This is a genomic window from Mycobacterium sp. E1715 (genome assembly GCF_001667625.1).
Classification (GTDB): Bacteria; Actinomycetota; Actinomycetes; order Mycobacteriales; family Mycobacteriaceae; genus Mycobacterium.
Genome location: NZ_LZJJ01000312.1, coordinates 1 through 23,318, shown reverse-complemented (window position 1 = coordinate 23,318; position 23,318 = coordinate 1). Strand labels below are relative to the sequence as shown.

Below are 23,318 nucleotides of genomic sequence, written 5' to 3'. Positions count from 1 at the left end.
TCACCCGGCTGCGGCCCTCGGGCCGCGGCGCGGACGTCTGGGAGGATCTGCACCCCACGGCCGCCCAGCAGGTTCAGCTCTACGAGTGGCTGGTGGCCAAGGGCGAGCGGGTGCTCACCGGCGACTCCTTCTTCCACCTGGCGCCACTGGGCTCCTCCGGCGCGCTGGCCGGCCTGAACATGTGCGGCGCCGGCCGGGTGGTGTGCCTGATCGACCCGGTGGGCGACGTGTATGCCTGCCCGTTCGCCATCCACGACCGCTTCCTGGCCGGAAATGTGTTGACCGACAACGGGTTCGACAATGTCTGGAAGAACGCCCCGCTGTTTCGCGAGCTGCGGAAGCCGCAGTCCGCGGGCGCCTGCGGCAGCTGCGGGCACTACGACGCCTGCCGGGGCGGCTGCATGGCGGCCAAGTTCTTCACCGGCCTGCCGATGGACGGCCCGGACCCCGAGTGCGTCCAGGGCCACAGCGAGGCGGCGCTGGCCCGGCGGCGCGAGACGCCGCGCCCCCGCGCCGACCACTCCCGGAAGTCCGGCGGCCCGGTACCCCTGACACTGTCTCGGCCGCCCGCCCGCCTGTGCAACGAAAGCCCCGTTTAGACCATGGCCGGCCAATGGTTCGAAACGGTCGCCATCGCGCAGGAACGCGCGAAACGGCGGCTGCCCAAATCCGTCTATTCGTCCCTGATTTCCGCGAGCGAAAAAGGGGTCACGGTCGGCGACAATGTCGCGGCGTTCAGCGAACTCGGTTTCGCGCCCCACGTCGTCGGCGCACAGGAAAAGCGCGACCTGGCGACCACCGTTATGGGCCAAGATATTTCACTGCCGGTGATCATTTCGCCCACCGGTGTCCAGGCGGTCGACCCCGACGGGGAAGTGGCCGTCGCGCGGGCCGCCGCGGCGCGCGGAACTGCGATGGGCCTGTCCTCGTTCGCGAGCAAACCGATCGAGGAGGTCATCGCCGCCAACCCCAAGGTCTTCTTCCAGGTGTACTGGCTGGGCGGGCGGGACGCGATCGCCGAGCGGGTGGAACGGGCCCGTCAGGCCGGCGCGGCCGGCCTGATCGTCACCACCGACTGGACCTTCTCCCACGGCCGCGACTGGGGCAGCCCGCAGATCCCCGAGCAGATGAACCTGCGGACCATCCTGCGGCTGTCGCCGGAGGCGATCACGCGTCCGCGGTGGCTGTGGAAGTTCGGCAAGACCCTGCACCCGCCCGAGCTGCGGGTGCCCAACCAGGGGCGCCGCGGCGAGCCCGGCCCGCCGTTCTTCGCGGCCTACGGGGAGTGGATGGGCACGCCGCCCCCGACGTGGGAGGACATCGCCTGGCTGCGGGAGTTGTGGGGCGGGCCCTTCATGCTCAAGGGTGTGATGCGCGTCGACGACGCGAAAAGGGCTGTGGATGCCGGAGTTTCGGCGATCTCGGTGTCGAACCACGGCGGCAACAACCTGGACGGCACGCCGGCGTCGATCCGGGCCCTGCCCGCGGTGGCCGCCGCGGTCGGCGATCAGGTGGAGGTGCTGCTCGACGGCGGCATCCGCCGCGGGAGCGACGTCGTCAAGGCCGTGGCGCTGGGCGCCCGCGCGGTGATGATCGGCCGCGCCTACCTATGGGGCCTGGCGGCCGCCGGCCAGGCCGGCGTGGAGAACGTCCTCGACATCCTGCGCGGCGGCATCGACTCGGCGCTCATGGGGCTGGGCCACGCGAGTGTGGCAGACCTCGGCGCGGACGACATCCTGGTGCCGCCCGGCTTCACCCGGGCGCTCGGCGTGCCACCCACCGGGAATACCTGAGCAGCCAATTACCGATATCCGCGGCAGGCCTATCCGGATGATTGACGCCCCCGCAAACGGTGGTACAAGCGTGGTGCCCGTGACGAACGAGCACAAAATTCGAACGCCCGATGAACCAGCCAGAAAAAAATAGTTTTCACCAGACAACAATTGGTGCACGCCAGGTGAATTCGTCCTACCATCACCGAGTGCCCGTACTCGGCGAATTGGCGATGGCCACATCAGGCCGGCTATCGGGCACCTCGCCGTCGATATTGATCCCGCTCGGGTCCACCGAACAGCACGGTCCGCACCTGCCGTTGGACACCGACACCCGCATCGCCACCGCGGTCGCGCGCGGCGCCCGGGCCGGTCTGGATGGCGACTGGTGGGTGGCGCCGGCCGTCGCCTACGGCGCCAGCGGCGAGCACCAGAGCTTCGCCGGAACGATCTCCATCGGTACCGAAGCCCTGACCGCGTTGCTGGTCGAGTACGGCCGGTCGGCCGCCGACTGGGCCCGGCGCCTGGTCTTCGTCAACGGCCACGGCGGCAACATCGCCGCCCTGACCGCCGCCGTGACCCGGCTGCGGGCCGAGGGCCGCGACGCCGGCTGGTGCCCATGCCTGGCCGGCGGCGGCGATGCCCACGCCGGGCACACCGAAACCTCGCTGGTGCTGCACATCTCGCCAGCCGACGTGCTGACCGACCGGTGGCTCGCGGGCAACAGGGCGCCGCTGTCGGAATTGCTGCCGTCGATGCGCCGCGGGGGAGTCGCCGCCGTCAGCCCCGTCGGCGTGCTGGGGGACCCGACCACCGCGACCGCCGCCGACGGCGAGCGCATCCTCGCCGAGATGGTGGACACCTGTGTCCGTCGAGTGGTCCGCTGGTCGCCCGGGCGCGACGGAATGCTGACATGAGCCAGCCCCGGCTGCCCGACGGCTTCGCCGTCCAGGTCGATCGCCGCGTCCGGGTGCTGGGCGACGGCTCGGCGCTGCTCGGTGGTTCGCCGACGCGGCTGCTGAAGCTGGCGCCGGCCGCCCAGGACTTGCTCTGCGACGGCCGGCTGAAGGTGCGCGACGACGTGAGCGCGCAGCTGGCCCGGACGCTGCTGGACGCCACGGTGGCGCATCCGCGGCCCGCGGGCGGACCGTCGCACCACGACGTGACCGTGGTAATCCCGGTGCGGGACAATCTTTCCGGCGTGCGCCGCCTGGTCAGCTCGCTGCGCGGCCTGCGCGTCATCGTGGTGGACGACGGTTCCTCGCCGCCGATCGAGCCGGCCGACTTCGTCGGCGCGCACTGCGACGTCGAGGTGTTGCGCCACTCGCGCAGCAAGGGCCCGGCGGCCGCGCGCAACACCGGGCTGGCGGCCTGCACCACCGACTTCGTCGCCTTCCTGGACTCCGACGTCGCGCCCCGGCGCGGATGGCTGGAGGCGCTGCTCGGGCATTTCTGCGACCCCACCGTCGCCCTGGTCGCCCCGCGCATCGTCGGTTTGTCGCACAGCGAGAACGTGGTGGCGCGGTACGAGGCGGTGCACTCGTCGCTCGACCTCGGCGAGCGCGAAGCGCCGGTGCTGCCCCACAGCACGGTGTCCTACGTGCCCAGCGCGGCGATCATCTGTCGCTGCGCCGCCCTGCGCGGGGTCGGCGGGTTCGACGAGACCCTGCAATCGGGCGAGGACGTCGACCTGTGCTGGCGGCTCATCGAAGCGGGCGCGCGGCTGCGCTACGAGCCCATCGCGCTGGTCGCCCACGACCATCGCACCGAGCTGCGGGATTGGATCGCGCGCAAGGCATTCTATGGCGGTTCGGCCGCGCCGCTGTCCGTCCGCCACCCGGACAAGACGGCGCCGGTGGTGATCTCCGGCTGGGCGTTGATGACCTGGATCCTGGTGGCGTTCGGGACCAGCCTGACCCAGCTGGCGTCTGTCCTCGTCGCCGTGCTCACCGGTCGCCGGATCGCCAGGGCCATGCGGGGCGCCGAGACGTCGATCACCGACGTGGTGCTGATCGCCGGCCGCGGCCTGTGGTCGGCAGCGCTGCAGCTGGCGTCGGCCCTGTGCAGGCACTACTGGCCGCTGGCGTTGCTGGCCGCCACGCTGTCGCGGCATTTCCGACACGTCGTGCTGGTCGCGGCGATCATGGACGGCGTGGTGGACTGGCTGCGCCGCAGGGACGCCGTCGGCGACGACGCCGAACCGATCGGCCTGCTCACCTACCTGGTGCTCAAACGTGTCGACGACCTGGCGTACGGGCTCGGATTGTGGTGGGGTGTGCTGCGGGAGCGCAACCTGCGCGCGCTGAAACCGCAGATTCGGAGCTAGCCGCCACCTTGACCCCCCTTGAGTAAGGCCGCCCCGCACAGCGACGTGCTGATCGTCGGTGCCGGCAGCGCTGGATCGGTTGTTGCCGAACGTCTTTCCATCGATCCCCGCCGCACCGTGACCGTGCTGGAGGCGGGGCCGGCCCTCGATGACCCCGGATTGCTCGCTCAGACCGCCAACGGTCTGCAGCTGCCGATCGGGGCCGGCAGTCCACTGGTGCGGCGGTACCAGACCAGCCTCACCGATCGGCCCATGCGCCGGCATCCGATCGTGCGCGGGGCCACGGTCGGCGGCTCGGGCGCGGTGAACGGCGGCTACTTCTGCCGCGGGCTGCCCCGCGACTTCGATAGCCGGGCGCTGCCCGGGTGGGCCTGGTCCGATGTCCTGGGTAGCTTCCGGGCCATCGAGACCGACCTGGATTTCGCCGGCCCCGCCCACGGCGACAGCGGCCCCATCCGGGTGCGGCGCACCCACGAAATGACCGGAACCACCGAGCGTTTCATCACCGCCGTGCGCGGCGCCGGGTTCGACTGGATCGACGATCTCAACGACGTCGGGCCCGAACCGGTTTCGGGGGTGGGCGCCGTTCCGCTCAACATCGTCGACGGCGTGCGCACCGGATCCGGAGCCGGCTTTCTGCTCCCGGCTCTTGGCCGGCCGAACCTGACGTTGCACGCGCGGACACGCGCACTGCGTTTGCGATTTGCCGGGACCGCGGCGGTCGGTGTCGACGCCATCGGCCCGCACGGCGGCGTGACCGTCACCGCCGACCGGATCGTGTTGTGCACCGGCGCCATTCAAACGGCGCAGCTGCTCATGCTTTCCGGCGTCGGGACGGAGGAGGGTTTGCGGGCCGTTGGCGTGCCCGTGCTGGCCCCGCTGCCGGTGGGGGAGTCGTTCAGCGATCACCCCGAGTGGGTGCTGTCCACCGACTGGACGGTGGCGCCCGGCCGGCCGGTTCTCGAGGCCGTCCTCAGCACCGCCGATGACCTCGAGATCAGGCCCTACACGGGCGGATTCGTCGCGATGACCGGTGACGGCACCGCCGGGCACGCCGACTGGCCGCACATCGGCGTGGCGCTGATGCAGCCGCGGGCGCGCGGGCGCATCACGCTGGTGTCGGCGGACCCCGACGTGGCTCCCCGCATCGAGCATCGTTACGACAGCGAGCCGGACGACGTCGCGGCGCTGCGGCGCGGGGCCGAAATGGCTCGTGAATTGGCCGGTGCGGCAACGGATGTCGGCGCCCCGGTGTGGTCGACATCGCAACATCTGTGCGGCACGGCGCCGATGGGTCCCGATACCGACCCGCGGGCCGTCGTCGACCCGCGCTGCCGGGTGCACGGCGTCGACAACCTGTGGGTGATCGACGGCTCGATCCTGCCGGCCATCACCAGCCGCGGGCCGCACGCCACCATCGTGATGCTCGGGCACCGGGCCGCGGAATTCGTTGATTGAGGCGCCCGGGTATGGGGGCGGGCCCCACGGTGAGGCATGGGGCCCGCCCGCGAGCGGTTGATGTTCATGCGGTCCACGTAGATGGCCACGACAAGTGGCGGTGCGCGCGCAAGAGTGCGTCGCGCGAACGATGCGTCGCAATATTCGTGGACGGCACGACCGCTGTCTCGCTCGTTCGACCTCCCTTCGATCGTCTGAAAAGGGCTTAGCGGCTTGGTGTCACGCTTGCCGCGGAGGTGAACGCTCCCGCGCCCAGACCAGGGAGACCGGCCAGTCGGTTCGGCGTCTGCGGGCGTGCGTCGAGCACGCGGTGTCAGTCGGTTCGGTGGACACGATGGTGCCCGTGCGGCGGGGGCGCCGCCGCACCGAGGGCAATTCGCAGGTGGGGTGTCGAGCTGGGCCGCTCGGTCGCCGCAGGCGTATCCATTCGGCCTCCACGATCGACGCCGCCTCGCACAGCGCCGGGCATCCCGGCTCGACCACGCTCGTATCACTTATCAACACCACATCCACCTCGCGCTTACTTCAGAGATGACCTGTATCTGTCGATGTACATCCGGTGATACCAGAATCGGCGGACGTTTTCAAGCACTCCCGGCGGGGTCGAGTCGGTTGAACCCGATGTCGGACAACGGTATTGGGCGGCTCCGAGCGGGTTAGCGCCGACGTCGGGCGAGCAGGCGGCGGATCGGCCGCAGCTGCCGGCCGTCGCGGCCCGGGGCCCAAATGCCGACCAGCATCGCGGCGACGGCGACGATCACGGCCATCGTGATGGTCGACGCGTGTAAGGCCGCCAGGAACGCGGTCTTGCTGGCCTCGGCGAGCTGGTGGCCCTGGGGCCCCAGCCGGCCGGCGACCTCGACGGCCTTGGCCAGCGAATCGGTGGCCGGGCCGCGGACCGGCTCGGGGAAGCCCGCCAACTTCGGCGCGAGCTCGTGCGAATACCGGCCGGCCAGAATGGAACCGGCCACCGCGATGCCCAGCGCGCCGCCCATCTCCCGGGAGGTGTCGTTCACCGCGGAGGCGACGCCCTGCTTCTCGTCGGGCACCGCCCCCATGATCGCCGACGTCGTCGGCGCCGTGCAGATTCCGATGCCGGTGGCCAATATCAATGTCGGCCAAGCGAATTCCAGATAAGAGGAGTGCAGGTTCAGCCGGTACATGCAGGCGAAGCCGACCGCCATCAGCAGCGTCCCGACGAACAGCACAAGGCGCAGACCGAGTTTGGGCACGTACCAGAAGGACAGCGCCGAGAAGATGGCCAGCGGCACCATGAACGGCCCGAAGGAGATGGCCGTCGCAAGGGGCGAATAGCCCATGATCTGCTGCACGTACTGCATCCCGATGTAGAAGAACCCGAACGTCGCGCCGAACAGGATGACGATCGCGGAGACGCCGGTGGCGAAATTCGGGTCGGCGAACAGCCGGACGTCCAGCAGCGGTTGGCGGCCGCGCCCGGCGAGCCGCAACTGCACGGCAGCGAAGGCCGCGGCGAGCACCGCACCCGCGGCCAGGCCGCCCCAGACCAGCGGGTCGCTCCACCCTCGGGTCGGCGCCTCCAGGATCGCGGCCACGGCGATGGCCACCGCGGCGCCGATCAGAACGGCGCCCAGCGAATCGATCCGCGGCGCGCCGCTGTCCCGCGACGAGGCGACGGTGCACGCCAGCGCGAAGATGACCAGCCCGGCGGCGCCCAGGGACCAGAAGATCGCGTGCCAGTCCCAGAACCGCAGCAGCAGGCCCGAACCGAGCATGCCCAGCACGCCGCCGGATCCGGCCGTGCCGGCCCAGATGCCGACCGCCTTGGTGCGGTCGTCTTTCGGATAGGCCACGGTCAGCAGCGACAGGGTCGCCGGCATCACGAAGGCGGCGCCAATGCCGGCCACCGCCCGCCCGGCGATGAGCTGCGCCGGGCTGTGCAGCATCGCCGGCGCCATCGAGCCGACCGAGAAGACGATCAGCCCGATCAACAGGGCGCCGCGCCTGCCGTAGCGGTCGCCGATCGCGCCCGCCGGCAACAGCAGGCACGCGAGCGCCACGGTGTAGCCGTCGACGACCCAGTTGAGCTGGGACTGCGTGGCCGAGGTGGCCACCGCCAAGTCCCCAAGCGCGGTGTTCAGCGCCGTCATCGACGCGACGACCAGCGCGACGCCCATGCAGGCGACGGCCAGCGTCCAGTTTCGCGCTCGGGGGCTACCGCCGATGCGGACTGCGTCAGTACGCTGGTCGGGCCGGGCCAGGGTTTCGACCATGCTGCGCCTCCTCACGGTGGCGTTGGGAGTTTCGAGACCAATGGTCTTGTAGGTAGACCGATAGTCTCGTTCTCAAACTCGGAGGTGGGTCACAATTACCGGCGGTACCACCGATCCCCGTCCAGCGCGTTCGCGGGCCCGTTTGCTCGAGGCCGCGGCCACGTTGCTGCGGTCAGGGGGGCCCAGCGCGGTGACCGTCGACGCGGTCACCCGTACCGCCAACGTGGCCAGGGCCACGCTGTATCGCCACTTCCCGAGCGGAAACGACCTGCTGGCAGCGGCTTTCAACAGCCTCATCCCGCCGTCTCCGACGCCGCCGGCCGAGGGATCGCTGCGTGATCGCCTGGTGGCGGTGGTGCTGGCCCAGGCGGAGTCGGTGGCGCAGGCGCCGGCGCTGATGACGGCCATGTCGTGGTTGTCCATGGGGCGGGACCTGGACGAGCTGCCGGAACCCCGCGACTGCGCCGTGAACAGCACGGCGATCACCACGCTGCGTGAGCGCATCGCCCAGCAGTACGCCGCGCCGTTCGACGCCATCTTCGACAGCCCCGAGGCCGCCGAGCTGGGCGAGGTGGACCGGTCGCGGGCCATCGCGCTGCTCATCGGGCCCCTCGTGCTGGGCCGCCTGTCCACGCTTCCCGACTTCGATTACCGCGAGTGCGCGCTCGCCGCGGTCGACGGTTTCCTCTATGTTCAGCGCGCACACAACCGGGCGGGCGCCGCGAGCGTCGAACCGGCGGGCGCCTGAGGGCCAAAAGGGCAGGTCGGCGGCCTTCGCCCGGGATTTGGCCAAACCCATGATCTAGGGCATACTGTTCAGGTTGCCTTGGGCCAGGTTCGCGCCTGGTCGGGCATACGACCAGCGCCCAAACGGGCGCGTCCGGTCCCATCCTTGGAGCGCGACAATTTCGCCGCGGTCCAGGCTGCGTGAGGGTGACACACCCGACCGCGGGGGCCGGTGGACCACGACAGGTAAACAGCGGCGCAGTATCCGGCGCGACGCTCGATCGGCCAGGCCGATCAGCGCGCTGGGAGCACCAGGTCCGGACACGGATTTTTGTAAGTGGAGTGAGGGTAGGAGAAGCGTGGCGGGACAAAAGATCCGCATCAGGCTCAAGGCCTACGACCATGAGGCCATCGACGCATCGGCGCGCAAAATCGTCGAGACCGTCGTCCGCACGGGTGCCAGTGTCGTAGGTCCGGTGCCGCTGCCGACCGAGAAGAACGTGTATTGCGTCATCCGCTCTCCGCATAAGTACAAGGACTCGCGGGAGCACTTCGAGATGCGTACTCACAAGCGGCTGATCGACATCCTCGACCCGACGCCGAAGACCGTCGACGCGCTGATGCGCATCGACCTTCCGGCAAGTGTCGACGTCAACATCCAGTAGGAGATCCAGAGCTCATGGCAAGAAAAGGCATTCTGGGTACCAAGCTGGGCATGACGCAGGTGTTCGACGAGAACAACCGGGTCGTCCCGGTGACGGTGGTCAAAGCAGGGCCCAATGTGGTCACCCGGATCCGCACACCCGAGCGCGACGGTTACAGCGCCGTTCAGCTGGCGTACGGCGAGATCAGCCCCCGCAAGGTGAACAAGCCGGTGACCGGGCAGTACAGCGCCGCGGGTGTCAACCCGCGCAGGCACCTCGCCGAGTTGCGGCTCGATGACGAGGCCGCGGCCAGCGAATACGAGGTCGGCCAGGAGCTGACCGCGGAGATCTTCGCCGACGGCAGCTACGTCGACGTGACCGGAACCTCCAAGGGGAAGGGCTTCGCCGGCACCATGAAGCGCCACGGTTTCCGCGGCCAGGGCGCCAGCCACGGTGCGCAGGCGGTCCACCGCCGGCCGGGTTCCATCGGTGGTTGTGCCACCCCCGCCCGGGTGTTCAAGGGCACCCGGATGGCGGGCCGGATGGGCAACGACCGGGTCACGGTGCAGAACCTGGTGGTGCACAAGGTCGATGCCGAGAACGGCGTGCTGTTGATCAAGGGCGCGGTCCCCGGCCGCACCGGTGGGCTCGTGGTGGTCCGCAGCGCGATCAAACGAGGTGAGAAGTAATGGCAGCACTCAAGATCGACGTCAAGACGCCCGACGGCAAGGTCGAGGGCTCTGTCGAGTTGCCGGCCGAATTGTTCGACGCCCCGGCCAATATCGCGCTGATGCACCAGGTGGTCACCGCGCAGCGGGCGGCGGCGCGTCAGGGCACGCACTCGACGAAGACCCGCGGTGAGGTCAGCGGCGGTGGGCGGAAGCCGTACCGGCAGAAGGGAACCGGCCGCGCCCGTCAGGGTTCGACGCGGGCCCCGCAGTTCACCGGCGGTGGCGTGGTGCACGGTCCCAAGCCGCGCGACTACTCCCAGCGCACCCCGAAGAAGATGATCGTCGCGGCGTTGCGCGGCGCGTTGTCCGACCGGGCCCGCAACGGCCGCATCCACGCGGTCACCGAGCTGGTGTCGGGTCAGACGCCGTCGACCAAGAACGCCAAGGCGTTCCTGGGCACGCTGACCGATCGCAAGAAGGTGCTGATCGTGATCGGCCGCAGCGACGAGGCCGGCGCCAAGAGCGTGCGCAACCTGCCCGGCGTTCACATCCTGACGCCCGATCAGCTCAACACCTATGACGTGCTGCGCTCCGACGACGTGGTTTTCAGCGTCGAGGCCCTCAACGCCTACATCGGTGGCAACACGGCTAGCACCGAGGAGGTTTCGGCGTAGATGGCGACCATCACCGACCCCCGCGACATCATCCTGGCCCCGGTCATCTCGGAGAAGTCCTATGGGCTGCTGGATGAGAACGTGTACACCTTTGTGGTGCACCCCGATTCGAACAAGACGCAGATCAAGATCGCCATCGAGAAGATCTTCTCCGTCAAGGTCGCGTCGGTGAACACCGCGAACCGGCAGGGCAAGCGCAAGCGCACCAGGACCGGGTACGGCAAGCGCAAGGGCACCAAGCGGGCCATCGTCACGCTGGCGCCGGGTAGCAAGCCGATCGACCTGTTCGGGGCCCCGGCCTAGCCGCGCGCGAGAGAAAGACCTGATGAGACATGGCAATTCGTAAGTACAAGCCGACGAGCCCGGGCCGCCGCGGCTCCAGCGTGTCCGACTTCGCCGAGGTCACCCGGGCGGAGCCGGAGAAGTCGTTGGTGCGTCCGCTGCACGGCCACGGTGGCCGTAACGCGCACGGCCGCATCACCACCCGCCACAAGGGCGGTGGCCACAAGCGCGCCTACCGGGTGATCGACTTCCGTCGCAACGACAAGGACGGGGTCAACGCCAAGGTGGCGCACATCGAGTACGACCCCAACCGCACCGCCAACATCGCGCTGCTGCACTACCTGGACGGCGAGAAGCGTTACATCATCGCGCCGCAGGGCCTTTCGCAGGGCGACGTGGTGGAGTCGGGCGCCAACGCCGACATCAAGCCGGGCAACAACTTGCCGCTGCGCAACATCCCGGCCGGTACCGTGATCCACGCCGTTGAGCTGCGGCCGGGCGGTGGCGCCAAGCTGGCGCGGTCCGCCGGCTCGAGCATCCAGTTGCTCGGCAAGGAGGGCACCTACGCGTCGCTGCGGATGCCCAGCGGTGAGATCCGCCGCGTCGACGTGCGCTGCCGCGCCACGGTCGGCGAGGTGGGCAACGCCGAGCAGGCGAACATCAACTGGGGCAAGGCCGGCCGCATGCGGTGGAAGGGCAAGCGCCCCTCGGTCCGCGGTGTGGTCATGAACCCGGTGGACCACCCGCACGGTGGTGGTGAGGGTAAGACCTCCGGTGGCCGGCACCCGGTGAGCCCGTGGGGCAAGCCGGAGGGCCGCACCCGCCACCCGAATAAGGCCAGCAACAAACTCATCGTCCGGCGCCGGCGCACCGGCAAGAAGCACGGTCGCTAGGAAGTCGAGGAGTAACACATGCCACGCAGCCTGAAGAAGGGCCCGTTCGTCGACGACCACCTGCTGAAGAAGGTGGACGCGCAGAACGAGAAGAACACCAAGCAGGTCATCAAGACCTGGTCGCGGCGTTCGACGATCATCCCGGACTTCATCGGCCACACCTTCGCCGTCCACGACGGGCGCAAGCACGTCCCGGTGTTCGTCACCGAGGCGATGGTCGGCCACAAGCTTGGTGAATTCGCGCCGACGCGCACCTTCAAGGGACACATCAAGGACGACCGGAAGGCCAAACGGCGATGACCACAACCGAATTCCCGTCCGCGGTCGCCAAGGCGCGGTTCGTGCGGGTGTCGCCGACCAAGGCACGCCGGGTGATCGACCTGGTGCGCGGCAAGTCGGTGAACGACGCGCTCGACATCCTGCGCTGGGCGCCGCAGGCGGCCAGTGAGCCGGTGGCCAAGGTGATCGCCAGCGCCGCGGCGAACGCGCAGAACAACAACGGGCTGGACCCGGCCACCCTGGTGGTCGCCACGGTCTATGCCGACGAGGGCCCGACCGCCAAGCGCATCCGCCCGCGCGCCCAGGGGCGCGCGTTCCGGATCCGCAAGCGCACCAGCCACATCACGGTCGTGGTGGAGAGCCGGCCGGCCAAGGACCAGCGTTCGGCGAAGTCGACGAGGGCCCGCCGGGCCGAGGCCAGCAAGGCGGCCGCGAAGGCGCCCGCGAAGAAGGCGGCCACCAAGGCCCCGGCCAAGAAAGCGGCCGCCAAGAAGGCGCCGGCCAAGAAGGCACCTGCCAAAACGTCTGAGACTTCTGAGGCGAAGGGAGGCTCAGACTAGTGGGCCAGAAGATCAATCCGCACGGCTTCCGGCTGGGCATCACCACGGACTGGAAGTCGCGCTGGTACGCCGACAAGCAGTACGCGGACTACGTCAAGGAAGACGTCGCGATCCGGCGGCTGCTGTCCACCGGTCTGGAGCGCGCCGGCATCGCCGACGTGGAGATCGAGCGCACCCGTGACCGGGTGCGCGTCGACATCCACACCGCACGCCCCGGCATCGTGATCGGGCGTCGCGGCACCGAGGCCGACCGCATCCGCGCGGACCTGGAGAAGCTGACCGGCAAGCAGGTTCAGCTCAACATCCTCGAGGTCAGAAACCCCGAGTCGCAGGCCCAGCTGGTGGCGCAGGGCGTCGCCGAGCAGCTGAGCAACCGGGTGGCGTTCCGCCGCGCCATGCGTAAGGCCATCCAGTCGGCGATGCGCCAGCCCAACGTCAAGGGCATCCGGGTGCAATGCTCGGGTCGTCTCGGCGGTGCGGAGATGAGCCGTTCGGAGTTCTACCGCGAGGGCCGGGTGCCGCTGCACACGCTGCGCGCCGACATCGACTACGGCCTGTATGAGGCCAAGACCACCTTCGGCCGGATCGGTGTGAAGGTGTGGATCTACAAGGGCGACATCGTCGGTGGCAAGCGGGAATTGGCCGCGGCCGCGCCGGCGGGCGCCGACCGTCCGCGCCGCGAGCGTCCGTCGGGCACCCGCCCCCGGCGCAGCGGTGCGTCGGGCACGACGGCGACCAGCACCGAGGCCGGCCGCGCCGCAGCGGGCGCCGAGGAGCAGGCCGCCGCGGCCGAGGCCCCGCCCGCTCCAGAACCGCAGAGCACGGAGAGCTGAACCATGTTGATTCCCCGCAGGGTTAAACACCGTAAGCAACACCACCCCCGCCAGCGCGGCATCGCCAGCGGTGGCACCGCGGTGAACTTCGGCGACTACGGCATTCAGGCGCTCGAGCACGCCTACGTGACCAACCGGCAGATCGAGTCCGCCCGTATCGCGATCAACCGCCACATCAAGCGTGGGGGCAAGGTGTGGATCAACGTCTTCCCGGACCGCCCGCTGACCAAGAAGCCCGCCGAGACCCGGATGGGTTCGGGTAAGGGCTCCCCCGAATGGTGGGTGGTCAACGTCAAGCCGGGCCGCGTGCTGTTCGAGCTGAGCTACCCCAACGAGCAGGTGGCCCGGGCGGCACTCACCCGTGCAATCCACAAGTTGCCGATCAAGGCACGCATCGTGACTCGAGAGGATCAGTTCTGATGGCAGTGGGAATTTCGCCTGGTGAACTGCGTGAGCTCACCGACGAGGAGCTGACCGAGCGTCTGCGCGAATCCAAGGAGGAGCTGTTCAACCTCCGCTTCCAGATGGCGACCGGGCAGCTGTCGAACAACCGCCGGCTGCGCACGGTGCGTCAGGAGATCGCGCGCGTCTACACGGTGCTGCGCGAACGAGAACTGGGCCTGGCTTCCGGGCCCGACGGTAAGGAATCGTGATGGCAGAAGCGAAGAAGGCGCCGGCAAAGGCGGCCGCGAAGGACACCGGGTCGAAAGAGAAGGGCCCCAAGCACACTCCGGCCAACCCCAAGGTGCGTGGCCGGCGCAAGGTGCGCATCGGTTACGTGGTGAGTGACAAGATGCAGAAGACCATCGTCGTCGAGCTCGAAGACCGCGTCCGTCACCCGCTGTACGGCAAGATCATCCGTACCACCAAGAAGGTGAAGGCGCACGACGAGAACAGCACCGCGGGCATCGGCGACCGCGTCTCGCTGATGGAGACGCGCCCGACGTCGGCCACCAAACGGTGGCGGCTCGTCGAAATCCTGGAGAAGGCCAAGTAGCTCCGAAGCGACATCGAAACGCCCGGGTCCCGATGGTCCCGGGCGTTTTGCTTTGGCAGGGTTGACGGTCCGCGAAAAGCGATCGGAATTTTCGCGGCCGCGTTACTCTCGGCGCATGTCGCCTGACTCCCGCGCCTTCGAGGGCAAGATCGAGCTGGACATCCGGGACTCCGAACCGGACTGGGGCCCGTACGCCGCGCCGACCGCCCCCGAGAACTCGCCCAACATCCTCTACCTGGTGTGGGACGACACCGGGATAGCGACGTGGGACTGCTTCGGCGGCCTGGTCGAGATGCCGGCGATGACCCGCATCGCCGAGCGGGGTGTCCGGCTGTCGCAGTTCCATACCACCGCGCTGTGCTCGCCGACCCGCGCGTCGCTGCTCACCGGCCGCAACGCCACCACGGTCGGCATGGCCACCATCGAGGAGTTCACCGACGCGTTCCCCAACGCCAACGGCCGCATCCCGTTCGACACCGCGCTGCTCTCCGAGGTGCTCGCCGAGCGCGGCTACAACACGTACTGCGTCGGCAAGTGGCACCTGACGCCGCTCGAGGAGTCCAATCTGGCGTCGACGAAACGACATTGGCCGACCTCGCGCGGCTTCGAGCGGTTCTACGGTTTCCTGGGCGGCGAGACCGACCAGTGGTATCCCGACCTGGTGTACGACAACCATCCGGTCAACCCGCCGGGTACACCGGAGGACGGTTACCACCTCTCGAAGGACCTCGCCGACAAGACCATCGAGTTCATCCGCGACGCCAAGGTGATCGCGCCGGACAAGCCGTGGTTCAGCTACGTGTGCCCGGGCGCCGGGCACGCGCCGCACCACGTGTTCTCCGAGTGGGCGGACCGCTACGCCGGCCGGTTCGACATGGGCTACGAGCGGTACCGCGAGATCGTGCTGGAGAACCAGAAGTCGTTGGGGATCGTGCCGCCCGACACCGAGCTCTCGCCGGTCAACCCGTACGCGGACGTTACGGGGCCGAAGGGCGAGCCCTGGCCGCTGCAGGACACGGTGCGACCGTGGGACTCGCTGAACCCCGACGAGCAGAGGCTCTTCGCCCGCATGGCCGAGGTGTTCGCAGGCTTCCTCAGCTACACCGACGCCCAGATCGGCCGGATCCTGGACTATCTGGAGGAATCCGGGCAGCTGGACAACACCATCATCGTGGTGATCTCCGACAACGGCGCCAGCGGGGAGGGCGGCCCCAACGGATCGGTGAACGAGGGCAAGTTCTTCAACGGCTACATCGACACGGTCGAAGAGAGCATGAAGCTGTTCGACCACCTGGGCGGCCCGGAGACGTACAACCATTACCCAATCGGCTGGGCGATGGCGTTCAACACCCCCTACAAGCTGTACAAGCGGTACGCCTCGCACGAAGGCGGCATTGCCGACACGGCCATCATCTCCTGGCCCAATGGCGTTGCCGCACACGGAGAGATCCGCGACAACTACGTCAACGTCTGCGACGTCACGCCCACCGTCTACGACCTGCTCGGCATGACACCGCCCGAGACCGTCAGGGGCATCGCTCAGAAGCCTCTGGACGGAGTGAGTTTCAAAGCGGCCCTTACCGATCCGGCCGCCGACACCGGGAAGCGGACCCAGTTCTACTCCATGCTCGGCACCCGCGGCATCTGGCATCAGGGCTGGTTCGCCAACACCATCCACGCGGCGACCCCGGCCGGCTGGTCGCATTTCGACGCCGACCGCTGGGAGCTGTTCCACATCGAGGCCGACCGCAGCCAGTGCCACGACCTGGCTGCCGAGCACCCGGACAAACTGGAAGAACTCAAGGCGCTGTGGTTCTCCGAGGCCGCCAAGTACAACGGGCTGCCGCTCTCGGACCTGAACATCATCGAGACGATGACGCGGCCCCGCCCATACCTCGGCGGTAATCGGACCAGCTACGTCTACTATCCCGACTGCGCGGACGTCAGCATCGGCGCCGCCGCCGAAATCCAGGGCAGGTCGTTCTCGCTGCTGGCCGAGGTGACCATAGATACCACCGGCGCGGAAGGGGTGCTGTTCAAGCAGGGTGGCGCGCACGGCGGGCACGTGCTGTTCATCCAGGACGGGCGGCTGCATTACGTCTACAACTTCCTGGGCGAGCGCCAGCAGGTGGTCTCCTCATCGGGCGCGGTGCCGCTGGGCAAACACCTGCTGGGGGCGAGCTATTCGCGGACCGGCACCGTGGCCAACAGCCACACGCCACTCGGCGATGTCACGTTGTTCATCGACGACGAAGTGGTCGGAACGCTCGCGGACGTGCAAACCCATCCCGGCACGTTCGGGCTCGCGGGCGCCGGGATCACCGTCGGGCGCAACGGCGGCTCGGGGGTTTGCAGCCGCTACAAGGCCCCGTTCTCCTTTACGGGGGGCACCATCGCGCAGGTCACCGTCGACCTGTCCGGTCGGCCCTACGTTGACGTGGAAGCCGAAGTTGCGCTTGCCTTTTCGCGCGACTGAAGCCGCGGCGCTGTGCCTGCTGGCCGTCGCCGCTGTCGGTTGCGAGAAGACCACCGCCGGCACGGCGACCAGCGGGCCGGCGTCGTCGACGACCTCGGCGACCTCGACGACACGAGTGCCCGACCCGGCCGAGCCGGTGCCCGGTGTCGAAACCACGCTGCCCGACCACATTCCACCCAATGCGCTGGTGTGCTTCCCGCCGCCGCCGGCGAGCGGATCCATGACCAAGGCCTCGGTCGCGGACCCGGCGGCGCCGGTGCTCACGGTGCCGCTGCCGGACGGCTGGCCGTCGACCCCGGGTACCGGTGACGTCGCGCTGACGGCGACGGGCCCCGACGGCATGGCGGTGCGGGTCAGCATCACCCGGACCGATCTCGAACCGGGCGGGGCGTTCCTGCGCTACGCCACCGATCTGCGAACGGCGAATCCGGGAGTCAAGGTCACCGTCACCGCCGCCCAGTTCTGCGGTTACAGCAGCCAGCTACTGAGCGGCACCGGCGGCACGGCCGCAAACGACTTCGCCGACCGCGTCACCCACGTCTGGACGAACACCCAGAAATATCTGGTCGTCGTCCATCTCGAGGGCCCCGGCAAAGCCCAGGGGTTCGAAGCGGCCAAATCCACGCTGATGCAGCAATTCGCGGTCATTATCCCCTGAAACTTGTCGTTTCCCTTGCTAGCATCTGGCCCGTGATGCCTCAATGACCGCCGGGACTCCGGCGCCGCCCGTACCGCCAGCGCCGACCGGTTCCCGTGGCCGGCAAATCGCGATCGCCTTCGGGATCGTCGTCGCCGTCATCGTCATCTACGTCCTGTCCCTGATCGCCGTGCACCTGCTGGCCAAATCGGCGCCCCCTCTGCCCCCGGTCGATTTCAGCAAGCTCGAGGCCGAGGACAGCGTCGTGCAGGTCCACATCGAGAAGCTGGATACCGTCGCGAACCGGCTGACGGTGAACGTGCTTGTCTACCCGAAGGATTCGCTCTACGACAAGAACTTCGGCGTGCTGACCACCGACGCCGCGGTGCGGCTCTATCCGGAGAACGATCTGGGCGATTTGCAGTATCCGGTAGGGAAGGCGCCCGCGCAGGTCAGCACCGCGCTGGTGGCCCACGGCGATCCCGGTAACTGGCCGTTCGACTCGTACAAGACCGAAGTCATCGCGGCCGACGTGTTCACCGGCACCGGCCAGAACCGCGAAAAGGCGGCCGCCCGTGTGGAAGTCACCGGGAAGCTGGACGGCTGGGACGCCACGGTGACCCGAGTGCATGATCCCGAGGACGCCAACCCGGACGTCCAGGACAATGTGATCATCACGTTGCACAGGGCCAAGGGCCCGCTGATCTTCGACCTGGGCATCTGTCTGGTGCTCATCGCTTTGCCCGTGCTGGCGTTGTGGGTGGCCATCCCTGTGGCGCTGGGCAGGACGTCGTTCCTGCCGCCGATGACGACGTGGTACGGCGCGATGCTGTTCGCCATTGTCCCGCTGCGCAACATCTTGCCGGGGAGCCCACCGTACGGGTCGTGGATCGACCAGGCCGTCGTGCTCTGGGTCCTGATCGGTCTGGTCACCGCGATGGCGCTCTTCCTGTTCGGCTGGTGGCGGCAACGCGACCGCAGGCGCGGGCACAAGGCTTAGCCGCTACTCCGAATTCGTCACTCCCGCAGCGCTGATCGAGTCGACGGCGCTCGAGACCCGCGACTGGAAGTCCGGCGAGAGCGGGATGTACCCGTTGCGGGCGAGGTCGACTTGGCCGGGACCGATCGCGGCCTGCAGGAAGGCCTTGACCGCCTTGGCTGTTTCGGGGTCCGCATATTTGGAGCAGACGATCTCGTAGGTGGCCAGCACGATCGGGTAGACGTCGGGCTGGGCGGGGTTGTAGAACGACGAGATGTCGAGCACCAGGTCGTTGCCGCTGCCGATGATCTTGGCGCCGGTGATGGTCTTGCCGACGGTGTCGGTGCCGATGCGCACCGGCCGCAAGGACCTGCGGCTCGCCGGGGTCTTGATCTCGGCGGCGTAAAGCCCTTGCTGCAGCGCGAAAGACAGCTCGTTGTAACTGATCGCGCCCTCGGTGGACTTCACCAGCGCCGCGGTGCCGTTGTTGCCCTGCGCGCCGGTGCCGACGCCGCCGTTGAATGCCTTGCCTGTGCCCTTGTTCCAGGCCCCACCGGACGCCGCCTGCAAATAGGACTGGAAGTTGTCGGTGGTTCCGGACGCGTCGCTGCGATAGATGACGCGGATGTCTTCGGCCGGCATGGACGCGTTCAGTGCGGTGAGGGCCGGGTCATCCCAGCGTGTGATGGTGCCGTCGAAGATCTTGGCGATCGCCGACGCGTCGAGCACCAACGAGTCAACCGAGCCCAGGTTGTAGGTGATCGCCAGCGGGCCGAACACGACGGGCAGGTTCCAGGCGTCGGCGCCACCGCAGCGCTGTTTGGCTGCGGCGTACTGGTTTCCGGCCAGTGGCGTGTCCGATCCACCGAAATCCGTTTTGCCGGCCAGGAAGTCGCTGATTCCCGCGCCGGACCCGTTGGCCGTGTAGTTGAGGGTCTGCCCGGCGCACACCTTGCCGTAGGCCGCGACGAACTTCGTCATCGCGTTGGCCTGCGCGGTCGAACCGCTGGCCGTCAGGGTCTGCTTGCCGCCGCAGTCCACCTTGGCGCCGGCGGCGTAGGCCAGCGTCGGGTGGGGGTCGGTGCTGCAAGCTGACACCGCCACTGCCGCCGCGGCGAGCAGGCTGATGGCGGTCGCCGGTGGGTTGCGCTTCACGGTGGTTGGCTCCTGGTGGCTGCGGTCTCGGCCCGAGCGGGCGACGATGCGTCTGACGCCCGGCGGCTGCGGCGAGCACTGGGGCGACCTGCCCCGATTCGACACACGTCGAGACTTACCGCCATCGCGCCCGCCAAGCAAACAAACATCAGGTGAACGGGCTACCTGCTCCGATGAATGCCCGCTGCGGCTGCCGGCGGAGCCGAGCTGCGCCGTCGACGATTCGCTGCCGAGGCGATCCGCGGCCGCCGGAACGGCTAAAAAGCCTGATTTGGGATATGAATGCGATTCACCGCCGGGGAGATCGAAGTTCGCTACGATCTCTCTGGTGTCGCCTCAGGGTGGCGCATCGATCAATCTCTACCAAGGAGAATGATGGCCAGTCACGCGTCTCCCCCGCAGCAGCAGCCCGCAACTCCAGCAACGCCGCCGCCCGCAACTCCAGCAACGCCGCCGCCCGCCGCCACGGCGTCGGCGCCGCCCGAGCCGCCGCGCAAGCCCAGGCGGCGCCTGATCGTCGGTCTCGTCACCCTGCTCGGCTTCGTCGTGGTCTATTCGCTGACGCTGTTCGGCTTCCACCTGCTGGCCAGGTCGGGGGAGCCGCTCAAGCCGCCGGATTTGAACGCGACGAGCGACACCATCGTGCTGGTCCGGCTCGAGAAGCTGGACACCATCGCCAACCGCCTGACGGTGAAAGTGCTTGTGATTCCCGAAGACTCGATGTTCGACAAACGCCTTGACGTGTTGAAGACCGACACCGCGGTCCGCATGGACCCCCCCAACGACCTCGGTGATCTGCAATACCCGGCGGGGAAGTCGCCGGCGCAGGTCGCCACCACGATCGAGGCGCACGGCGACCCCAACAACTGGCCGTTCGACTCCTATCGGACCGACACCCTCTCGGCCGACGTCCTCGTCGGCCAGGGCGACGCCCGCCAATACATCCCCGCCCGGGTCGAGGTCGCGGGCGCGTTGGACGGCTGGGATGTGAGCGTCCAGCGCGTCGGCGAAGCCAGCCAGGAATCGGACCGGCCGGACAACGTGGTCATCACGCTGCACCGGGCCAAGGGTCCGCTGATCTTCGACCTCGGCATCTGCCTGGTCCTCTTCGCCCTGCCGGCGCTGGCGTTCGCGGTTGCCATCCAGATCGCCCTGGGCAAGCGCAAATTCGTGCCGCCGTTCGTGACGTGGTTCGCCGCGATGCTGTTCGCCGTCATACCGATCCGCAACTTCCTTCCCGGTTCGCCGCCGCCCGGTGCGTGGATCGACCAGGCGCTGGTGATCTGGGTGCTGCTCGCGCTGGTAGGTGCGATGGGCCTGTACATGCTCACGTGGTACCGCCAGTCCGACTGAGGTGCTCGTACCCTGAACGAGTGCTCAGCGAGTTGGTCGACCTACCCGGCGGATCGTTCCGCATGGGCTCGACCAGCTTCTACCCCGAAGAGGCCCCGATCCACACGGTGACCGTTGCCGCCTTTGCGGTGGAACGGCACCCGGTGACCAACGCGCAGTTCGCCGAATTCGTCTCGGCCACAGGGTATGTGACCGTGGCCGAGCAACCGATCGACCCGGCGCTGTATCCGGGCGCCAACCCGGCGGACCTGTGTCCCGGCGCCATGGTTTTCCGGCCCACCTCCGGCCCCGTCGACCTGCGCGACTGGCGGCAATGGTGGGAATGGGTGCCGGGTGCCAGTTGGCGGCATCCGTTCGGCCCGGACAGCGACATCACCGACCGGCCCGATCACCCGGTGGTGCAAGTGGCCTACCCCGACGCCGCCGCATACGCGCGCTGGGCCGGCCGGCGGCTGCCGACCGAGGCCGAGTGGGAGTACGCCGCCCGCGGCGGGTGCGCCGGCACGTACGCGTGGGGGGAGGAGCCCACACCAGCCGGCCGACTGATGGCCAACACCTGGCAGGGCCGGTTCCCCTACCGCAACGACGGCGCACTCGGCTGGGCGGGCACGTCGCCCGTGGGAACGTTTCCACCCAACGGATTCGGCCTGCTCGACATGATCGGCAACGTCTGGGAATGGACCGCCACGGAGTTCTCCGCGCACCACCGGATCGGCGGGCCGCCCAAGGCCTGTTGCGCCCCGACGGGACCCGCGGATCCGACCGTCAGCCAGACGCTGAAGGGTGGTTCGCACCTGTGCGCGCCGGAGTACTGCCACCGGTACCGTCCGGCCGCCCGATCGCCACAGTCACAGGACACCGCGACAACCCACATCGGGTTCCGCTGCGTCGCGCAGCAAACGGACCCCGCTGGCGGAGACGCCCCCCGACACTGAGGCGACGAGCGGGTTACCGCCGCATGGACGGCGAGTGACGGGGCGTTCGTAGGCGCGCACGGTCTGCACGAGTTCGCTAGCATCTGACCACGTGTGGCCCTCGACGCGCCCCGGAACACCGGTGGGTTGCCCGTGACCGCCGAGGCCCCCGCGGCACCGGCCCCGCCGCCCCCGTCGGACGCACCGACGCCGTCCTCGCCGCCCAGTGGCAAACACATGGCGAAACGCCCCCGCATCGTCATCGGCGTGGCCATCCTGGCCGTTGTCGTCACCGCCTACATGTTGTCCCTGTTCGGGGTGCACTGGCTCGAACGGTCGGAGGGGCCACTCCCTCCGCTTGACCTGAGCCAGGGCGGCGGCGATGCGACCATCGTGCAGCTGCAGGTGGAGGAGCTGAAACCGGTCGCCAAACGCCTCGGGGTGAATGTGCTTGTCTACCCGGGCATTTCGGCATACGACAACCGCTTCGACGTGCTGGGGACCGACGTCGCCGTGCGGCTTTATCCGACGAGCGACCTCGGCGACCTGCATTACCCCAAGGGCAAGGCGCCGGCGCAACTCAACACCACCGTCGTGGCGCACGGCGATCCGGGCAACTGGCCGTTCGACTCCTATCGGACCGAGCCGATCTCGGCGGACGCTTTCGTCGGGTCGGGCGAAAACCTGAAGAAGGTGCCCGCGCGGGTCGAGGTGACCGGGGAGTTGGACGGCTGGGACATCAGCGTCAACCGCGTCCACGATCCCGGCGCGCTCCCGACGCAGCGCGGCACCGACAACGGGAACGTGGTCATCACCTTGAAGCGGGCGAAGGGCCCGCTGATCTTCGACTTGGGCATCTGTCTGGTCCTGATCAGCCTGCCCACCCTGGCGCTGCTGGTCGCCATTCCGATGGCGCTGGGCAGAAGGAAGTTCCTGCCGCCATTCGCAACCTGGTACGCCGCGAACCTGTTCGCCATCGTGCCGCTGCGCAACATCCTTCCCGGCGCGCCGCCGCCCGGCTCGTGGATCGACCAAGCCATCGTGCAGTGGGTGTTGATCGCGCTCGTGACGGCGATGAGCCTGTACATCTTCGCCTGGGTCCGGCAGGGGGACTAGCGGGTCGCGGATTTGGCGTGGCGCGCCGGGCCGCGGCGAGTTATCCACAGCCTGAGAAAGTTGGGCTGGACCTGTCGTAGCCGGGTGGCATAATCGAATGTATGTTCGATTCGAGGGTGCCGTCGGCGGAGTCGATCGCCGCGTTGGATGAGCATTTCGAGCGGCGCTATCCGTCGAGGACGGCCGAGTCGTCGGCGTTGCTGGAGTGCGTCGCGGGCATGGCGCGGGCGGAGAATTGTGCGGCGGCGGGGCAGTTGGCGGCGATCGGGGAGTTGTTTGCTTACCGGCTCTCCCGGTGTGCCGAATGTGAGGAGTGGGCGG

General features: G+C 68.6%; 25 protein-coding genes and 1 pseudogene. 24 read left to right on the top strand and 2 right to left on the bottom strand.

Going from position 1 to position 23,318, the window contains the following annotated elements:
• The 5 genes from mftC to mftG form a co-directional block, all read left to right on the top strand.
• Positions 1–599: mycofactocin radical SAM maturase (gene mftC / locus A9X03_RS15870; protein ID WP_068261809.1), on the top strand; the 599-nt coding region annotated here is incomplete at its 5' end.
• A 3-nt stretch (positions 600–602) separates the two neighbouring features.
• Positions 603–1,793 (top strand): pre-mycofactocin synthase MftD, encoded by a 1,191-nt coding sequence (mftD, locus tag A9X03_RS15865; RefSeq protein WP_067783444.1) that lies wholly within the window; start codon positions 603–605, stop codon positions 1,791–1,793.
• Positions 1,794–1,957: 164 nt separating this feature from the next.
• Positions 1,958–2,689 carry a mycofactocin biosynthesis peptidyl-dipeptidase MftE gene (gene mftE, locus A9X03_RS15860; RefSeq protein ID WP_068261805.1) on the top strand — a complete coding sequence of 244 codons (732 nt, stop codon included), beginning with the start codon at positions 1,958–1,960 and terminating at the stop codon, positions 2,687–2,689.
• Positions 2,686–4,098 (top strand): mycofactocin biosynthesis glycosyltransferase MftF, encoded by a 1,413-nt coding sequence (gene mftF, locus A9X03_RS15855; protein ID WP_067783437.1) that lies wholly within the window; start codon positions 2,686–2,688, stop codon positions 4,096–4,098. Before mftE ends, mftF begins: the two co-directional genes overlap by 4 nt.
• 18 nt (positions 4,099–4,116) lie before the next feature.
• The gene (gene mftG, locus A9X03_RS15850; protein ID WP_068261802.1) at positions 4,117–5,556 is read left to right on the top strand and encodes a mycofactocin system GMC family oxidoreductase MftG; all 1,440 of its coding nucleotides are present in this window, start codon (positions 4,117–4,119) and stop codon (positions 5,554–5,556) included.
• A 656-nt stretch (positions 5,557–6,212) separates the two neighbouring features.
• Here the strand turns inward: mftG and A9X03_RS15845 are convergent.
• Positions 6,213–7,808 carry an MFS transporter gene (locus A9X03_RS15845; RefSeq protein WP_068261799.1) on the bottom strand — a complete coding sequence of 532 codons (1,596 nt, stop codon included), beginning with the start codon at positions 7,806–7,808 and terminating at the stop codon, positions 6,213–6,215.
• A 142-nt stretch (positions 7,809–7,950) separates the two neighbouring features.
• Between A9X03_RS15845 and A9X03_RS15840 the strand changes: the two genes are divergently transcribed.
• From A9X03_RS15840 to A9X03_RS15770, 15 genes are all read left to right on the top strand, one after another.
• A complete protein-coding gene (locus A9X03_RS15840) occupies positions 7,951–8,556 on the top strand; it encodes a TetR/AcrR family transcriptional regulator (RefSeq protein WP_082950301.1) in 606 nt (201 codons plus the stop codon).
• 337 nt (positions 8,557–8,893) lie between these two features.
• Positions 8,894–9,199 (top strand): 30S ribosomal protein S10, encoded by a 306-nt coding sequence (gene rpsJ, locus A9X03_RS15835; RefSeq protein WP_003873519.1) that lies wholly within the window; start codon positions 8,894–8,896, stop codon positions 9,197–9,199.
• Positions 9,200–9,213: 14 nt separating this feature from the next.
• On the top strand, positions 9,214–9,867 hold the full coding sequence (gene rplC / locus A9X03_RS15830; protein WP_067753501.1) for a 50S ribosomal protein L3: 654 nt from the start codon (positions 9,214–9,216) through the stop codon (positions 9,865–9,867).
• On the top strand, positions 9,867–10,523 hold the full coding sequence (gene rplD, locus A9X03_RS15825; protein ID WP_067753504.1) for a 50S ribosomal protein L4: 657 nt from the start codon (positions 9,867–9,869) through the stop codon (positions 10,521–10,523). The genes rplC and rplD overlap by 1 nt, the downstream gene beginning before the upstream one ends.
• Positions 10,524–10,826: a 50S ribosomal protein L23 gene (gene rplW / locus A9X03_RS15820; RefSeq protein WP_046183668.1), complete on the top strand. Its 303-nt coding sequence runs from the start codon at positions 10,524–10,526 to the stop codon at positions 10,824–10,826.
• Between the two features lie 29 nt (positions 10,827–10,855).
• The gene (gene rplB / locus A9X03_RS15815) at positions 10,856–11,698 is read left to right on the top strand and encodes a 50S ribosomal protein L2 (protein WP_067274860.1); all 843 of its coding nucleotides are present in this window, start codon (positions 10,856–10,858) and stop codon (positions 11,696–11,698) included.
• Positions 11,699–11,716: 18 nt separating this feature from the next.
• Positions 11,717–11,998 (top strand): 30S ribosomal protein S19, encoded by a 282-nt coding sequence (gene rpsS / locus A9X03_RS15810; protein ID WP_007167837.1) that lies wholly within the window; start codon positions 11,717–11,719, stop codon positions 11,996–11,998.
• Positions 11,995–12,537, top strand: a complete 543-nt coding sequence (gene rplV / locus A9X03_RS15805) for a 50S ribosomal protein L22 (RefSeq protein WP_067753507.1) — start codon at positions 11,995–11,997, stop codon at positions 12,535–12,537. Before rpsS ends, rplV begins: the two co-directional genes overlap by 4 nt.
• Entirely contained in the window at positions 12,537–13,370 is an 834-nt protein-coding gene (gene rpsC, locus A9X03_RS15800; protein WP_067753510.1) for a 30S ribosomal protein S3, read from the top strand. Before rplV ends, rpsC begins: the two co-directional genes overlap by 1 nt.
• A gap of 3 nt (positions 13,371–13,373) precedes the next feature.
• Positions 13,374–13,790 carry a 50S ribosomal protein L16 gene (gene rplP / locus A9X03_RS15795; protein WP_007167840.1) on the top strand — a complete coding sequence of 139 codons (417 nt, stop codon included), beginning with the start codon at positions 13,374–13,376 and terminating at the stop codon, positions 13,788–13,790.
• A complete protein-coding gene (gene rpmC / locus A9X03_RS15790) occupies positions 13,790–14,023 on the top strand; it encodes a 50S ribosomal protein L29 (protein WP_067274850.1) in 234 nt (77 codons plus the stop codon). The genes rplP and rpmC overlap by 1 nt, the downstream gene beginning before the upstream one ends.
• On the top strand, positions 14,023–14,367 hold the full coding sequence (rpsQ, locus tag A9X03_RS15785; protein WP_067753513.1) for a 30S ribosomal protein S17: 345 nt from the start codon (positions 14,023–14,025) through the stop codon (positions 14,365–14,367). The genes rpmC and rpsQ overlap by 1 nt, the downstream gene beginning before the upstream one ends.
• Positions 14,368–14,482: 115 nt before the next feature.
• Positions 14,483–16,843: an arylsulfatase gene (locus A9X03_RS15780; RefSeq protein WP_068261796.1), complete on the top strand. Its 2,361-nt coding sequence runs from the start codon at positions 14,483–14,485 to the stop codon at positions 16,841–16,843.
• On the top strand, positions 16,824–17,501 hold the full coding sequence (locus tag A9X03_RS30310; protein WP_231969169.1) for a hypothetical protein: 678 nt from the start codon (positions 16,824–16,826) through the stop codon (positions 17,499–17,501). Before A9X03_RS15780 ends, A9X03_RS30310 begins: the two co-directional genes overlap by 20 nt.
• Positions 17,502–17,544: 43 nt before the next feature.
• Complete coding sequence (locus A9X03_RS15770; RefSeq protein WP_067753520.1) at positions 17,545–18,480, top strand: DUF4436 domain-containing protein; 936 nt, start codon at positions 17,545–17,547, stop codon at positions 18,478–18,480.
• Positions 18,481–18,483: 3 nt separating this feature from the next.
• Here A9X03_RS15770 and pstS read toward each other — a convergent pair whose 3' ends face one another.
• Positions 18,484–19,614: a phosphate ABC transporter substrate-binding protein PstS gene (gene pstS / locus A9X03_RS15765; protein ID WP_068261793.1), complete on the bottom strand. Its 1,131-nt coding sequence runs from the start codon at positions 19,612–19,614 to the stop codon at positions 18,484–18,486.
• A 375-nt stretch (positions 19,615–19,989) separates the two neighbouring features.
• Between pstS and A9X03_RS15760 the strand changes: the two genes are divergently transcribed.
• From A9X03_RS15760 to A9X03_RS15745, 4 genes and pseudogenes are all read left to right on the top strand, one after another.
• Complete coding sequence (locus A9X03_RS15760) at positions 19,990–20,967, top strand: DUF4436 domain-containing protein (RefSeq protein WP_068261814.1); 978 nt, start codon at positions 19,990–19,992, stop codon at positions 20,965–20,967.
• Between the two features lie 20 nt (positions 20,968–20,987).
• Positions 20,988–21,902, top strand: coding sequence for a formylglycine-generating enzyme family protein (locus A9X03_RS15755; RefSeq protein WP_068261790.1), 915 nt, complete (start codon positions 20,988–20,990; stop codon positions 21,900–21,902).
• A gap of 216 nt (positions 21,903–22,118) precedes the next feature.
• Positions 22,119–22,997 carry a DUF4436 domain-containing protein gene (locus A9X03_RS15750; RefSeq protein ID WP_082974504.1) on the top strand — a complete coding sequence of 293 codons (879 nt, stop codon included), beginning with the start codon at positions 22,119–22,121 and terminating at the stop codon, positions 22,995–22,997.
• Between the two features lie 101 nt (positions 22,998–23,098).
• Positions 23,099–23,318: pseudogene (locus tag A9X03_RS15745) on the top strand (hypothetical protein); the annotation flags it as partial.

Bases quoted from the DNA above. Each gene is read 5' to 3' on its own strand.
- mftD (WP_067783444.1), top strand. From the start codon at position 603: ATGGCCGGCCAATGGTTCGAAACGGTCGCCATCGCGCAGGAACGCGCG.
- mftF (WP_067783437.1), top strand. From the start codon at position 2,686: ATGAGCCAGCCCCGGCTGCCCGACGGCTTCGCCGTCCAGGTCGATCGC.
- A9X03_RS15845 (WP_068261799.1), bottom strand. From the start codon at position 7,808: ATGGTCGAAACCCTGGCCCGGCCCGACCAGCGTACTGACGCAGTCCGC.
- rplC (WP_067753501.1), top strand. From the start codon at position 9,214: ATGGCAAGAAAAGGCATTCTGGGTACCAAGCTGGGCATGACGCAGGTG.
- rplD (WP_067753504.1), top strand. From the start codon at position 9,867: ATGGCAGCACTCAAGATCGACGTCAAGACGCCCGACGGCAAGGTCGAG.
- rplW (WP_046183668.1), top strand. From the start codon at position 10,524: ATGGCGACCATCACCGACCCCCGCGACATCATCCTGGCCCCGGTCATC.
- rplB (WP_067274860.1), top strand. From the start codon at position 10,856: ATGGCAATTCGTAAGTACAAGCCGACGAGCCCGGGCCGCCGCGGCTCC.
- rpsS (WP_007167837.1), top strand. From the start codon at position 11,717: ATGCCACGCAGCCTGAAGAAGGGCCCGTTCGTCGACGACCACCTGCTG.
- rplV (WP_067753507.1), top strand. From the start codon at position 11,995: ATGACCACAACCGAATTCCCGTCCGCGGTCGCCAAGGCGCGGTTCGTG.
- rplP (WP_007167840.1), top strand. From the start codon at position 13,374: ATGTTGATTCCCCGCAGGGTTAAACACCGTAAGCAACACCACCCCCGC.
- rpmC (WP_067274850.1), top strand. From the start codon at position 13,790: ATGGCAGTGGGAATTTCGCCTGGTGAACTGCGTGAGCTCACCGACGAG.
- rpsQ (WP_067753513.1), top strand. From the start codon at position 14,023: ATGGCAGAAGCGAAGAAGGCGCCGGCAAAGGCGGCCGCGAAGGACACC.
- A9X03_RS15780 (WP_068261796.1), top strand. From the start codon at position 14,483: ATGTCGCCTGACTCCCGCGCCTTCGAGGGCAAGATCGAGCTGGACATC.
- A9X03_RS15770 (WP_067753520.1), top strand. From the start codon at position 17,545: ATGACCGCCGGGACTCCGGCGCCGCCCGTACCGCCAGCGCCGACCGGT.
- A9X03_RS15760 (WP_068261814.1), top strand. From the start codon at position 19,990: ATGGCCAGTCACGCGTCTCCCCCGCAGCAGCAGCCCGCAACTCCAGCA.
- A9X03_RS15750 (WP_082974504.1), top strand. From the start codon at position 22,119: ATGGCGAAACGCCCCCGCATCGTCATCGGCGTGGCCATCCTGGCCGTT.